Below are 14,051 nucleotides of genomic sequence, written 5' to 3' on the forward strand. Positions count from 1 at the left end.
TTAATTAAAACGTCACACCCATTTTGATGCTCTTTTCCGGATGGCGATCGACATACTGCATATAGCTTTCCGGGCTGCTGGCGAAAGTCACTACCGGGTCGATCAGTTCTTCACAGTTCAGGTAACCGTTCATCAACAGTTCCCAGCAGGTCTCCTCAATACGCTTGCGGCTCCAGCGCGGATAATCTGGATTCGGTTCACTGCAGGCGCGAGAGAAGACAATTTTGGCGTTGTTGAAGTGCGCTTCACGCCCCAGGTTGAAACCTTCAGCAAAAGGTTTCGCGAAAGCGACATAGGAAATGGTTCCACCATAGGCCAGACCGCGTAACGCCGACTGCAGCGCATCTGCATAGCCACTGGTTTCGATGATCACATCTGCGCCCTGCTTACCGGTCAGCTTCTTAATTTCCATGCCTACATCGGTGCCAATCGGATTCAGACAGAAATCCGCGCCATGGCGACGCGCGATATCGCAGCGATGGGCAATCGGATCCACGCCGATGACCACTGAAGCTCCCGCTTTCTTAGCCAGTTGCACGGCAATCTGGCCAATTGCGCCTAAGCCCACGACGACCACAAAGTCACCGACGCGCACATTGGCGTCGCGCACACCGCTCATGGCGAACTGTGCCGGGTCATAGCACACGGCATTTTTCCACGAACTGCCTTCAGGCATTTTGCGCAGTTTGTAGTTGTTCACCGCATTAAAAATAACCGTTTCAGCCAGAGGACCGTAGCCGCAAACTGAATCGCCAACGGCGTATTCGGTCACATCGCTGCCACACTCAATAACATCGCCCACCACCATATTGCCAAGCTGGAATTTACCGAATTCGATCCCGCGTGGTGCCTCTTCCGGACGCGGCATAAACATTTGCCATTCACCGTTAAAATCTTCGTCAATAAACGGGCTGGCAGCGCGAAAATCGACCACTTCCGTGCCATGTTTCGGCGCGCCAAATTTAACGCGAACTTTAACTTCATTGGCGGATACCGCTCTGTCTTCATATTCCACCAGCGCTGCAACACGCGGTTCTGTGGCAACTAACTTCTTCATTTACAACTCCTTAATTAAACTGGCCGCTTAGCCTTTCACGCCGCCTGCGGTCAAACCACTTTTAATAAAACGTTCGGAAAGCGCATACATAATGACCACCGGCAATGCAGTGACTAACGATGCAGCCATCATGCGTCCCCAGATATAGTCAGGTGTACTGAACAGCGCGTTCAGACCGACCGGTAAGGTAAAATTGCTGGCGCTGGAAAGGAAAATCGAAGCAAACAGATAGTCATTCCACGCCACCATAAAGCAGTACACAAAGACCGAAACCAGACCAGACATTGCCAACGGCACGGTAATACGAAAGATGATCTGCAGACGGTTCAACCCATCCATCATCGCGGCTTCTTCGATCTCATCCGGAATGGTGTCGAAATAGCTTTTCAACATGAACACTGCGGTCGGCAGCGTCTGGGTGACCATAGTGATAATCAACGCCATTTCGGTGTCGTAGATGCCGAGTGCCGTAATGATCTTGAATAACGGCACCACCAGCAGGATCCCCGAAAACATGTACACCGTGTAAAAACTGGCATTGATGGTCATTCGTCCCTTAAAACGCAGGCGGGAAAGCGCATACGCCCCGAGCACGCCCAGAAATACCGCCACCACCGAAGAAGTCACCGATACCACCAGGCTATTACGGAAGTAGTCAACAAACGGGAAAATCATCGGGTTGAAGATGTCGATGTAATGTTCCAGCGTCCATTGCTGCGGTAACAGCGTCGGATGCAGCGAAATCGCCTCTTTTGCGCTTTTAAATGAGGTCATCAGCATCACAAAAAATGGAAATAACGTGATGCCCAGGAAGACAATTAATCCACAGTAAAAGCCAATGCGGCCAAGCGTGCGCTTATTTGTTGCCATTGAGGTTCACCCGTTTTCTGGTCAGCAGGATAACAGCGAAAATGATGACGAAGAGGACAACAGAAATCGCGGCTGCTTTACCTAAGTCATTAAATGCAAACGCTGTTTTATAGAGATAGACCCCGAGAATATCGACTTTAGTGGTCAGCAGATAAACATCGGCGAACATATAAAACATCCAGATCGTACGCAGTGTGACTACGGTCGCCAGTACCGGCATGATCGCTGGCAGCGTGACGATGCGAAACCGTTGCCAGGCGTTCGCGCCATCCATTTCTGCCGCCTCATACAACGATTTATCAATAGTCTGTAAAATCGCCAGAAACGAGATAAAGGCATACGGGAAGTAGCGCCAGATGGCGAACAACACGACCAGCGCGAAGCTGCTACCGGGATTGTCGAACCACAGCGGAGCCTGATCGTAGAGATGCAACAGATCCACGCCGAGGTAGTTCACAATGCCGTAGCCGTTGTTGAACATGTATTTCCAGGCAAACACCAGCGAAATTGATGGCGTTACGTAAGAGAGGATGACCAGTGAGCGCGCAGTTTTCCGCAGACGAAACTCACGGTTAAAAAACATCGCCACTCCCAGCCCCAGCACCGTGCTCCCTGCCACAACCAGCGCGGTATACCAGACCGTCATCCACAGCGAATGCCAGAATCCGGGATCGGATAAGATACGGATATAGTTGCTCAGCCCGACAAACGTAGACTCAATTTGCGGATTAAGCGGCAAACGCATAAAGCTGATTTCGATGTTAGATATCATTGGCCACGCCACTAAACCGCCCAATAACAGCAAGCTGGGCGCCAGCAGCAGCATGGCAAATGGCATATCAGATCGACCTGAAAAGAACTTATTCATCACGGCTTTCCATTTCCCCATTAGCGCTGTTCAACGAGGTCATCCAGTTTTGTCTGGCTTGCCTTGATGGTCGATGAAAGGTCAGCTTTTCCTACCGTGACGTTGTGCACCATGGTACTCACGATGCCGGAGCCGGTTACGTCGCCCATGCGGGTAAAGTTCTTATCACCGACGGCACCAAAGACCTGAATATTTGGCAGTTCGGCAATCAGTTGATCGGGTAATTCACCCAGCGCTTTGATAACAGCGTTATCTTTCCACGTCGAAGTATTCACCACCGCTTTGTTGACCGGCAGCGCCGCCCCTGGCGACATCATGACCCAGTCCGCAATGTTGTCTGCCTGCTCCATAAAGGTGACAAATTTCTCTGCCGCTCAGTGCTGAAATCAGCACAATTTTAGCTTTAAGCATGAAATGTTCCTTTTTATTACTTAACCCACATGACCTGCCAGGCGTACAACGTTAATTCCTTACCGGAAATAGTTTTACCGCCAATCAAATCAACTCCATTTTCTATATCAATACGAATGGTTTGAGTATGACCGCTGACATTAAATAACCCGGTAATTTCCTCACCTGTTTCCGCAGTACGTTTAATTTGCATTACGGCTGGTGTAATACTGTTAATTTGAAAATCACTATCAGGATGAAATGCTTTATTATTACGACGTATTACAATTAGTCGGGATAACTCATGATAAATAGCGTGACGCAAACTGGTTTCATTTGCCAGCTCCGCTTCTATTTGTCTCACCTGATATTTTTTGCGGTTGATCGCGCGGTTATAACCGAACGTCTCAACACCTTTATAATCATTGCGTGATCCAAGTATGCTTTGAATGTAAACCGCCGGCACGCCTGGAAAACTCAGCAAAATGGCATGTGCGAGAATAAAGCGAGAAAACCGTTCGGCATCACTACAATTACCAGGGGTTAGCGCATCCATATATGTCACGTTAATTTCATACGGGCTGCGACTGCCATCAGGGTTATTTTTCCAGTTAACCAGCGCACCTTCCTGTTGTAGTTCTGTCACCAGCCGCATGATCTCGTCTTCAGGCAACAAACCGCGTAATGGGTTGAGACCAATGCCATCATGCGATGCGAGAAAATTAAACCAGGTCGTCTCACCAGACGGCAGCTCCAGTGATTGCGCCCACTGGCACAATATCGACGTGTCCTGGCGTTGTACCGCATGCAGCACCAGCGGCGGCAGCGAGAACTGGTACACCATATGCGCTTCATCATGGCCATTACCGTAGTAGGACACGTTATCCTTATGCGGGACGTTGGTTTCGGTAATAATCGCCGTACCAGGCGCCACGCAGTCCGCAATAGCGCGGAATAGTTTGATAAGCTGATGCGTTTTTTCCAGATGAATACAGCTCGTTCCAGGCTCTTTCCACATAAAGCCAACCGCATCCAGGCGAACATAATCTGCGCCCTGCTCAAGATAGCTCAGCAGCACATCGACCATCGCCAGTAACACCACCGGGTTGGCATAGTTGAGATCGATCTGGTCATCGCTGAACGTCGTCCATAAATGGCGCACGGTGTTATCTTTTAGCGTAAATGGTGTCAGTAACGGTAATGCGCGTGGACGTGTGACGTTGCTCAGGTCCGTATCAGGATCCATTGCAATAAAGAAATTTTCATAACCGTCAAGCTGTTGCAAATAATTATTAAACCACTCGCTTTTAGCTGACATATGGTTACAAACAAAATCAAACATCAGTCGACTGGACTCACCTAATTCCTTAATATCATTCCAGTCACCGGTTTCTTCGGCAACCTGATGGTAATTAATCACGGAAAAACCATCATCCGATGACCACGGATAAAATGGCAGAAGATGCACATGAGAAAATGTCGACTTAAGCCATTCATTATAAAACTGATTAAACGTCGGCAACGGTTTTTTACCAACCCCGTGGAATTGATCGGCGTAGGTAATAAGCACCACATCGCCCTCGTCCCAATGCGCTTTACGGATTTTTTTAATTAATCCCTGTGATTTCTCTAAACGTGCAAACAGCGCTTCATAGTGGCATGAAGTAAATGTATGACCATAAACTTCTGTCAGGCATTTTTGGATTTTTTGGTTCACCTTCGATTCTCGTGGTAGCGGTCCCATGAACCAAGAGACTACTCTGCGGAAAATAAGCTGTCAATTAGCAGAGGTGGTCTGGAGGGGGGTAAAAAAAGAATTTTGGCAGCCAAAAAATCGTATTTGTGAGCTGCCGCAAATTAACTGAGGGAATGTTGATTAATTGTTGCTTGCTTTTACTGATTCAAATATCAGGTTCGATTACCGGAATATCGTTTCGACAATTTTGCCGCGGCCCGACTCAACACCGGTTCCAGAACCAACGCCAGCAGCATTTTTAGCGGGCGTCGGGCGACGGATTTCACCGCCCACCCTGCTACCCCCGCCGGGCCGTAGCGAAGCGCCGTTAAAAGCACCAGCTTACCTGCTATTTTAAAGCCCGGCTTAACCCTTTGCCCGGCACGTTGCCAGCGATTGTTCATTTCTAACCTCACAATTGGCGGAAACGACTACGTAAGGAAAAAGTATCGGACGTCACATAACGTTCCATTTCACGCAAACGCTTTTCACTAGCCGCCAGCTCGCGATCGACGGCATCCAACAGCTCACCGCTTGATGGCTGCTGCTCGCCGGAAACTACATTGTCCGGCATCGGGTCCAACACAAATGTCAGCACGATGTAAGCGACGAAGGTGAAAAAGGCCAGACCAAAAAAGACTGACAGCACCACCAGGATCCGTACCAGCTTCACAGGTACATCGAGATAATGCGCAATACCCGCACAAACCCCCTTCACCATGCCCTGCTGAGGAATACGCCACAGTTTTTTGTTCAGATTAACGCCTCCCATTAGCGGTCCCTCCAGTTTGGATGTTCAGCATCAAGGATGTCTTCCAGCGCCTGAATGCGCTCACGCATCCGCTGTGCGTCGTCGTTGAGTTCGACCAGACGTTGCTGTTCACTTTGCGACAGTTCACCACGGCTGGAACGGTTGCTGTAATGCAGCCAGAGCCAAATCGGTAAAACAAACAGCACAAAGATAGTTAACGGGATAGCCAGAAATAGCGCGCTCATGAGTACTCCTTACAGGTGATGAGCGGCGGCGCGATCGGGCGCCGCCAGATGTTATTATTGCTTGTCTTGCTGCATTTTGGCTTTAAGTTGCGCCAGCTGCTCGCTGATTTCATCATCTGCTTTCAGGTCAGCAAATTGCTGATCCAGGGACTTCTGTTTACCGAAATTATGGCTTTCAGCCTCAGCTTCCATCTGATCGATACGACGCTCGAAAGATTCAAAGCGCGCCATCGCTTCATCAAGTTTACCGCTGTCCAGTTGACGACGAACATCACGTGAAGAACTCGCTGCCTGATGACGTAACATCAGTGCCTGCTGACGAGCACGGGTTTCACTGAGTTTATTTTCCAGCTCACCAATCTCTTTTTTCATACGCGCCAGCGTATCGTCAACCAGCGTGACTTCATGCTCCAGAGAGGCAATCAGGTCAGTCAATTTCTGTTTTTCGATTAACGCAGAACGCGCCAAATCTTCTTTCTCTTTGCGCAGAGCCAGCTCAGCTTTTTCTTGCCACTCTGCCTGTTGCGCGCTGGCCTGTTCGATACGACGAGATAATTGTTTCTTTTCTGCCAGAGCGCGTGCGGAGTTTGAACGCACCTCAACCAGCGTATCTTCCATTTCCTGGATCATTAACCGCACCAGCTTCTGCGGATCTTCAGCCTTTTCCAGCAACGCATTAATGTTGGCGTTCACGATGTCGGCAAAACGAGAAAAAATACCCATAATGTAATCCTCACTTACTGTTCTGATATCGGGCTATGCCCTGCTGATTTCGTAATGCACTTGGCGTGCCAACTTTTTATCTAATTGATTTTAATAATTATATCTAATTTTACCTGGCGAGGGAATTAGGGTAAATTGGTGAATAACACTAACAAATGGTGAATTTCATCATGGCAGGATACAAAGATAATCTTCTGGGTGAAGCAAACAGCTTTATTGAAGTGCTGGAGCAGGTTTCTCATCTGGCACCGCTGGATAAGCCTGTCCTGGTTATCGGTGAGCGAGGTACTGGGAAAGAGCTTATTGCCAACCGCCTGCACTATCTCTCCACCCGTTGGCAAGGCCCGTTTATTTCACTTAACTGCGCAGCGCTCAACGAGAACTTGCTTGATTCCGAACTGTTTGGTCACGAAGCAGGTGCCTTTACCGGCGCTCAAAAACGCCATCCTGGACGTTTCGAACGCGCCGACGGCGGTACGCTGTTTCTCGATGAACTGGCAACCGCCCCGATGTTGGTGCAGGAAAAATTGCTGCGCGTTATTGAATATGGAGAGCTGGAACGTGTTGGCGGCAGCCAGCCGTTGCAGGTTAACGTACGACTTGTTTGTGCAACCAATGCCGACTTACCTCGCATGGTCAACGAAGGCACTTTTCGCGCGGACCTGCTGGATCGTCTGGCCTTTGACGTAGTGCAACTCCCACCGTTACGCGAACGCCAAAGCGACATAATGTTAATGGCCGAGCATTTTGCCATTCAGATGTGCCGCGAGATCGGGTTACCACTGTTTCCAGGGTTTAGTGCCGAAGCCAGAGAAACGCTCCTCCACTACCGTTGGCCGGGCAATATTCGTGAACTGAAAAACGTCGTGGAGCGATCCGTTTATCGACATGGGACCAGTGATTACCCGCTGGATGAGATAATCATTGATCCCTTCCGCCGCCATGTCGTGGAATCTCAGGTGCAGGAAGCAAAACCAGCATCTGTAGCATTACCGCTGGATCTGCGTGAATTCCAACAACAACAAGAGAAAGACTTTCTACAAACCAGCTTACAGCAGGCAAAATTTAACCAGAAAAAAGCCGCTGAATTACTGGGTCTCACTTATCATCAGCTACGAGCCTTGCTGAAGAAGCACCAGATCTAGCACGCATTTGCAAGTGTCATACTGGCGGGTTTGACGCATAACCTCATCTAAGCTACGCCAATTTTTCGAAAGTCGTGTTGGAAAAGTGTGAGCTGCGGGAGAACCGCTGGATGGGGACTCAGGTACTGGGTGCGACATTCAGTGGCTCAGATCTCTCCGGCGGCGAGTTTTCTACTTTCGACTGGCAAACAGCAAACTTCGCACATTGCGATCTGACCAATTCGGAGTTAGGTGACTTAGATATTCGGGGTGTTGATTTACAAGGCGTTAAGTTAGACAACTACCAGGCATCGTTGCTCATGGAGCGGCTTGGTATCGCTGTGATTGGTTAGCCCAGCGTTTACACCGGGAGATGCGTTTGACGATTTACTTTTAACCAGTACGACTCCTGGCAAGCATTGTGAAACGTTTTCTCCAGTGGACGAATATCCTGACCTGCCGCATCAACGACATGCCATCTAATGCTGCATTCTGGACAGGCATTTGATGAATATTTAACCAATTCATTTTCGCGAGAACAACGAATAACCACTCCCGAATCATGAAGCCATGTCTTATTTATAATCTCAACTTCAGCCATGTCATCCCGTTTACTGACATCCTCAATACAAATAACATTTTTGCCTATTTTTATAGCATTGACATAATCCGCTAAGTTGCTCATTTATTAAATATTCCCGTTGATTCGTACACTAACGCATTGTAATCGCTTACGCATTTTGTCACAGCGAGGAAACCGTAACAAATTACGCCAACTGTCCACATCCTGCACCGCGTTTATAGCAAGTCAGATGGGACATGAAAATGCTAAGATAGTTAACAGAGTAGATTCAAAGTGGATAGCAGGTATGAATTTTGACCATGACGCGGTGTTGAACTCGCGCTTATCGAACCTGTTGCTCCCAAAAACAAACGGTAATGGCAAATGTCATTAAGTATTAGTAAGATAGCCTCTTTATATAATCCATTAAAATTATGCGCCTGGTTTTATCATCTCTGATCGTGATGGCTGGATTTCTGAGTGGTCAGGCTGCTGCTGCGCCTGAGCAACCTTCGCACGCTGATATCCGTGACAGTGGGTTTGTCTATTGCGTCAGCGGGCAGGTCAATACGTTCAACCCGCAAAAAACGAGCAGTGGTCTCATTGTCGACACGTTAGCGGCCCAATTGTATGACCGACTGCTTGATGTAGATCCCTACACCTATCGACTGGTGCCTGAGCTGGCTGAAAGCTGGGAGGTGCTGGATAACGGCGCAACCTACCGCTTCCATCTGCGTCGTGACGTACAGTTTCAAAAGACCGCCTGGTTCACTCCCACCCGCAAACTGAATGCAGACGATGTGGTGTTTACCTTCGAGCGCATCTTTGATCGCCACCATCCATGGCACAATGTGAACGGCAGCAATTTCCCCTACTTCGACAGCCTGCAGTTCGCCGATAACGTCCAAAGTGTGCGCAAACTGGACAACAACACCGTTGAATTCCGCTTAACTCAACCTGATGCCTCCTTTATGTGGCATCTTGCCACACACTATGCCTCCGTAATGTCGGCGGAATATGCGGCTAACCTGGCAAAACAGGATCGTCAGGAACTGCTCGACAGACAACCTGTCGGCACAGGACCGTACCAACTTTCGGAGAATCGTGCCGGCCAATATATTCGGTTGCAGCGGCATGAAAAATTCTGGCGTGGCACTCCTCTGATGCCGCAGGTGGTAGTGGACCTCGGTTCTGGCGGAACCGGACGGTTATCAAAGTTACTGACCGGCGAATGTGACGTTTTAGCCTGGCCTGCCGCAAGCCAGCTCAGCATATTGCGTGATGACCCTCGCCTGCGTCTGACGCTGCGCCCGGGGATGAACATTGCCTACCTGGCGTTCAACACCAATAAACCGCCGTTGAATAACCCTGCCGTGCGGCATGCGCTGGCGCTAGCGATCAACAACCAACGGTTAATGCAGTCTATCTACTACGGGACGGCAGAAACCGCGGCATCTATTTTGCCTCGCGCCTCGTGGGCTTATGATAACGAAGCTAAAATTACAGAGTACAACCCGGCAAAATCGCGCGAGCAGCTAAAAGCGCTGGGGCTGGAGAATCTGACGTTACAACTTTGGGTCCCTACCAGCTCTCAGGCCTGGAACCCCAGCCCGCTGAAAACCGCAGAGCTGATTCAGGCAGATATGGCTCAGGTGGGTGTGAAAGTGAAGATCATCCCGGTAGAAGGCCGTTTTCAGGAGGCAAGATTAATGGATATGAACCATGATCTGACGTTATCCGGCTGGGCGACGGACAGTAACGATCCTGACAGTTTTTTCCGGCCGTTGCTCAGCTGTGCCGCCATCAATTCACAGACCAACTTTGCCCACTGGTGTAATCCGCAGTTTGACAGCATTCTGCGCAAAGCCCTCTCTTCACAGCAGCTTTCATCGCGAATTGACGCCTATGACGAAGCGCAAAATATTCTTGCGCAAGAGTTACCGATCCTGCCGCTGGCCTCTTCACTGCGTCTACAGGCTTACCGCTACGACATCAAAGGGCTGGTGCTCAGTCCATTCGGCAATTCCTCTTTTGCCGGGGTGTCCAGGGAAAAGAAAGATGAGGTGAAAAAACCATGATTATCTTCACCCTGCGTCGATTTTTGCTGCTACTGGTCACCCTGTTCTTCCTGACCTTTATTGGATTCAGCCTGAGCTACTTCACACCTCATGCGCCGTTACAGGGCGCATCGTTGTGGAACGCCTGGGTATTCTGGTTCAATGGTCTCATTCACTGGGATTTCGGCGTATCCAGTATCAACGGTCAGTTGATCTCAGAACAGCTGAAAGAGGTGTTCCCGGCCACAATGGAACTGTGCATTCTTGCCTTTGGTTTTGCACTAATGGTCGGGATCCCCGTTGGTATGCTGGCAGGCATCACGCGCAACAAATGGCAGGATCGTTGCATTAGCGCATTGGCTCTGATGGGGTTTTCTATCCCCGTTTTTTGGCTGGCTCTGCTGCTGACATTGCTCTTCTCACTGACCCTCGGCTGGTTACCCGTTTCCGGGCGTTTTGATCTTCTCTACGAGGTGAAACCCGTTACCGGTTTTGCCATTATTGATGCGTGGATCTCCGACTCACCCTGGCGCGATGAAATGCTGGTCAGCGCTATCCGTCATATGGTGCTCCCGGTGCTAACGCTCTCCGTTGCGCCCACCACCGAAGTCATCCGCCTGATGCGTATCAGCACCATTGAGGTCTTTGATCAGAACTACGTCAAAGCGGCAGCCACACGCGGTTTGTCACGCTTAACGATTCTGCGCCGTCACGTTCTGCACAACGCCCTCCCGCCGGTGATCCCGCGTCTGGGCTTACAGTTTTCCACCATGCTGACGCTGGCGATGATCACCGAGATGGTCTTTAGCTGGCCTGGTCTTGGTCGTTGGTTGATTAACGCGATTCGCCAGCAGGATTACGCGGCGATTTCAGCGGGCGTTATGGTGATTGGCTCACTTGTTATCATCGTCAACGTTATCTCTGATATTTTGGGTGCTATGGCTAACCCTCTGAAACATAAGGAATGGTATGCCTTACGATAGCGTCTATAGCGAAAAACGCCCGCCAGGTACGTTGCGCACCGCATGGCGCAATTTCTATGGTGATGCAACTGCGATGATCGGCCTGTATGGCTGCGCGGGATTGGCTGTTTTGTGTATTTTTGGTGGTTGGTTTGCCCCTTACGGCATCGATCAGCAATTTCTCGGCTATCAGCTTTTACCACCGTCATGGTCACGCTATGGCGAAGTCTCTTTCTTCCTCGGAACTGACGATCTGGGACGAGACGTTTTAAGTCGTCTGCTCAGCGGCGCGGCCCCGACCGTTGGAGGCGCGTTTGTCGTCACTCTTGCCGCCACACTGTGTGGCCTTGTATTGGGCGTAGTTGCCGGTGCGACGCACGGCTTGCGCTCCGCTGTGCTGAACCACATTCTGGACACCCTGCTGTCGATCCCTTCTCTGCTGCTGGCGATTATTGTGGTGGCCTTTGCCGGACCGCATCTGACACACGCCATGTTTGCGGTCTGGCTGGCGTTGCTGCCGCGCATGGTACGCTCCGTTTACAGCATGGTGCATGACGAGCTGGAGAAAGAATACGTCATTGCCGCTCGCCTGGATGGTGCAACCACACTGAATATTCTGTGGTTTGCCGTTCTGCCCAATATTACCGCCGGTCTGATTACTGAAATCACCCGCGCACTGTCGATGGCGATTCTGGATATCGCCGCGCTGGGTTTTCTCGACCTTGGCGCACAGCTGCCATCCCCGGAATGGGGGGCCATGCTCGGCGACGCGCTGGAGCTGATTTATGTCGCACCGTGGACGGTCATGCTGCCAGGCGCAGCAATTATGATAAGCGTGCTGCTGGTTAACCTACTGGGTGACGGCGTGCGCCGCGCAATTATTGCGGGGGTGGAATAATGCCATTACTGGATATCCGCAACCTGACGATAGAATTCAGAACCGGTGACGACTGGGTTAAGGCCGTTGATCGCGTCAGCATGACCCTCAACGAGGGTGAAATCCGCGGGCTGGTCGGCGAGTCTGGTTCCGGCAAAAGTCTGATCGCTAAGGCCATTTGCGGCGTCGCTAAAGATAACTGGCGCGTAACCGCAGACCGTATGCGTTTTGATGATATCGATCTGCTACGTCTTTCCGCGCGTGAACGACGCAAACTGGTCGGTCATAACGTCTCTATGATCTTTCAGGAGCCACAGTCATGTCTCGATCCGTCTGAGCGGATCGGACGGCAGCTAATGCAAAACATTCCTGCCTGGACTTACAAGGGCCGCTGGTGGCAGCGCATCGGCTGGCGCAAACGCCGTGCGATTGAACTCTTACACCGCGTCGGGATAAAAGACCATAAAGATGCCATGCGCAGCTTCCCATATGAGCTAACCGACGGCGAATGCCAGAAGGTCATGATCGCTATCGCATTGGCGAATCAGCCGCGTTTGCTGATTGCCGATGAACCGACGAACGCGATGGAGCCAACCACCCAGGCGCAAATTTTCCGTCTGCTAACCCGTCTGAATCAAAACAGCAATACCACCATTTTGTTGATAAGCCATGACCTGCAAATGCTCAGCCAGTGGGCTGACAAAATCAACGTTATGTACTGCGGACAAACGGTGGAAACCGCGCCAAGTAAAGATTTGGTGACCATTCCGCATCATCCTTATACTCAAGCGTTGATTCGCGCTATTCCTGATTTTGGTAGCGCAATGCCGCACAAAAGCCGCCTGAATACCATGCCAGGAGCAATTCCATTGCTGGAACAATTACCCATCGGCTGTCGTCTGGGGCCGCGCTGCCCTTATGCACAACGCGAATGTATTGAAACCCCAAGACTGACCGGAGCAAAGAATCATCTCTACGCCTGTCATTTCCCGCTGAACATGGAGAGAGAGTGAGATGGTAGAAACCCTGCTCGAAGTTCGTAACCTGAGCAAAACCTTTCGCTACCGGACAGGTTTATTTCGCCGCCAGACCGTGGAGGCCGTCAAGCCCCTGAGTTTCACCCTGCGCGAACGTCAGACGCTCGCCGTCATTGGTGAAAACGGTTCGGGGAAATCTACGCTGGCAAAAATGTTGGCGGGTATGATTGAACCTACCAGCGGTGAGCTGCTGATTGACGATCATCCGTTAAAATATGGTGATTATTCATTTCGTAGTCAGCGGATCCGTATGATTTTCCAGGATCCGTCAACATCGCTTAATCCTCGGCAACGTATCTCGCAGATCCTCGATTTTCCGCTACGTCTGAATACCGACCTCGAGCCTGAGCAGCGTCGTAAACAGATCGTGGAGACCATGCGCATGGTCGGACTGCTGCCCGATCACGTAAGCTATTACCCGCATATGTTAGCGCCGGGACAAAAACAGCGTCTGGGCCTTGCCCGTGCGCTCATTTTACGACCCAAAGTCATTATCGCCGACGAAGCCCTTGCTTCTCTGGACATGTCGATGCGTTCGCAGCTCATCAATCTGATGCTGGAATTACAGGAAAAACAAGGGATTTCATATATCTATGTGACTCAACATATTGGCATGATGAAGCACATCAGCGACCAGGTATTAGTCATGCATCAGGGCGAAGTTGTTGAGCGCGGCAGTACAGCGGACGTTCTGGCCTCCCCGTTGCATGAACTTACCCGTCGCCTAATTGCAGGTCATTTCGGCGAAGCGCTTACCGCCGACGCCTGGCGGAAAGATCGCTAACAAACGACT

Annotated in this window: 15 protein-coding genes and 2 pseudogenes; 7 read left to right on the forward strand and 10 right to left on the reverse strand. The window is 50.4% G+C overall.

Features of this window, described 5'->3' with window-relative positions:
* Positions 1-4: 4 nt before the first annotated feature.
* The 9 genes and pseudogenes from SK34_RS00900 to pspA form a co-directional block, all read right to left on the reverse strand.
* Entirely contained in the window at positions 5-1,057 is a 1,053-nt protein-coding gene (locus SK34_RS00900) for a D-guloside 3-dehydrogenase (protein ID WP_003843972.1), read from the reverse strand.
* Positions 1,058-1,084: 27 nt separating this feature from the next.
* Entirely contained in the window at positions 1,085-1,927 is an 843-nt protein-coding gene (locus SK34_RS00905; RefSeq protein ID WP_003020474.1) for a carbohydrate ABC transporter permease, read from the reverse strand.
* On the reverse strand, positions 1,914-2,795 hold the full coding sequence (locus SK34_RS00910) for a carbohydrate ABC transporter permease (protein ID WP_003840754.1): 882 nt from the start codon (positions 2,793-2,795) through the stop codon (positions 1,914-1,916). The genes SK34_RS00905 and SK34_RS00910 overlap by 14 nt, the downstream gene beginning before the upstream one ends.
* Before the next feature lie 20 nt (positions 2,796-2,815).
* Positions 2,816-3,169, reverse strand: a pseudogene (locus tag SK34_RS00915) (hypothetical protein); the annotation flags it as partial.
* Positions 3,170-3,222: 53 nt separating this feature from the next.
* Complete coding sequence (locus SK34_RS00920; protein WP_174329791.1) at positions 3,223-4,902, reverse strand: sugar phosphorylase; 1,680 nt, start codon at positions 4,900-4,902, stop codon at positions 3,223-3,225.
* Between the two features lie 191 nt (positions 4,903-5,093).
* Complete coding sequence (gene pspD, locus SK34_RS00925; RefSeq protein ID WP_003020493.1) at positions 5,094-5,324, reverse strand: phage shock protein PspD; 231 nt, start codon at positions 5,322-5,324, stop codon at positions 5,094-5,096.
* Between the two features lie 8 nt (positions 5,325-5,332).
* Positions 5,333-5,692, reverse strand: coding sequence for an envelope stress response membrane protein PspC (gene pspC, locus SK34_RS00930; RefSeq protein ID WP_003020497.1), 360 nt, complete (start codon positions 5,690-5,692; stop codon positions 5,333-5,335).
* On the reverse strand, positions 5,692-5,916 hold the full coding sequence (pspB, locus tag SK34_RS00935; protein WP_003020509.1) for an envelope stress response membrane protein PspB: 225 nt from the start codon (positions 5,914-5,916) through the stop codon (positions 5,692-5,694). The genes pspC and pspB overlap by 1 nt, the downstream gene beginning before the upstream one ends.
* A gap of 54 nt (positions 5,917-5,970) precedes the next feature.
* On the reverse strand, positions 5,971-6,639 hold the full coding sequence (gene pspA / locus SK34_RS00940) for a phage shock protein PspA (RefSeq protein ID WP_003020532.1): 669 nt from the start codon (positions 6,637-6,639) through the stop codon (positions 5,971-5,973).
* 155 nt (positions 6,640-6,794) lie between these two features.
* On the opposite strand from pspA, the gene pspF reads away from it, so the two are divergent.
* Positions 6,795-7,784 (forward strand): phage shock protein operon transcriptional activator, encoded by a 990-nt coding sequence (gene pspF, locus SK34_RS00945; protein WP_161958342.1) that lies wholly within the window; start codon positions 6,795-6,797, stop codon positions 7,782-7,784.
* Positions 7,785-7,828: 44 nt separating this feature from the next.
* A pseudogene (locus SK34_RS00950) lies at positions 7,829-8,116 on the forward strand (pentapeptide repeat-containing protein); the annotation flags it as partial.
* A gap of 8 nt (positions 8,117-8,124) precedes the next feature.
* Here SK34_RS00950 and SK34_RS23255 read toward each other — a convergent pair.
* Complete coding sequence (locus SK34_RS23255) at positions 8,125-8,448, reverse strand: hypothetical protein (protein WP_003840736.1); 324 nt, start codon at positions 8,446-8,448, stop codon at positions 8,125-8,127.
* Positions 8,449-8,759: 311 nt separating this feature from the next.
* Here SK34_RS23255 and sapA point away from each other — a divergent pair, with 311 nt between their 5' ends.
* From sapA to sapF, 5 genes are read left to right on the forward strand one after another with little or no spacing between them, the layout of a single operon-like run.
* Positions 8,760-10,403, forward strand: coding sequence for an ABC transporter substrate-binding protein SapA (sapA, locus tag SK34_RS00955; protein ID WP_044710896.1), 1,644 nt, complete (start codon positions 8,760-8,762; stop codon positions 10,401-10,403).
* Positions 10,400-11,365 (forward strand): peptide ABC transporter permease SapB, encoded by a 966-nt coding sequence (gene sapB, locus SK34_RS00960; RefSeq protein ID WP_003020545.1) that lies wholly within the window; start codon positions 10,400-10,402, stop codon positions 11,363-11,365. The genes sapA and sapB overlap by 4 nt, the downstream gene beginning before the upstream one ends.
* Positions 11,352-12,242: a peptide ABC transporter permease SapC gene (gene sapC / locus SK34_RS00965; RefSeq protein WP_003020550.1), complete on the forward strand. Its 891-nt coding sequence runs from the start codon at positions 11,352-11,354 to the stop codon at positions 12,240-12,242. Before sapB ends, sapC begins: the two co-directional genes overlap by 14 nt.
* The gene (gene sapD, locus SK34_RS00970; RefSeq protein ID WP_003020556.1) at positions 12,242-13,234 is read left to right on the forward strand and encodes a peptide ABC transporter ATP-binding protein SapD; all 993 of its coding nucleotides are present in this window, start codon (positions 12,242-12,244) and stop codon (positions 13,232-13,234) included. The genes sapC and sapD overlap by 1 nt, the downstream gene beginning before the upstream one ends.
* A 1-nt stretch (position 13,235) precedes the next feature.
* Positions 13,236-14,042, forward strand: a complete 807-nt coding sequence (sapF, locus tag SK34_RS00975) for a peptide ABC transporter ATP-binding protein SapF (protein ID WP_003020558.1) — start codon at positions 13,236-13,238, stop codon at positions 14,040-14,042.
* Positions 14,043-14,051: the final 9 nt, after the last annotated feature.

Source organism: Citrobacter sp. MGH104, assembly GCF_001034485.1.
Classification (GTDB): domain Bacteria; phylum Pseudomonadota; class Gammaproteobacteria; order Enterobacterales; family Enterobacteriaceae; genus Citrobacter; species Citrobacter freundii.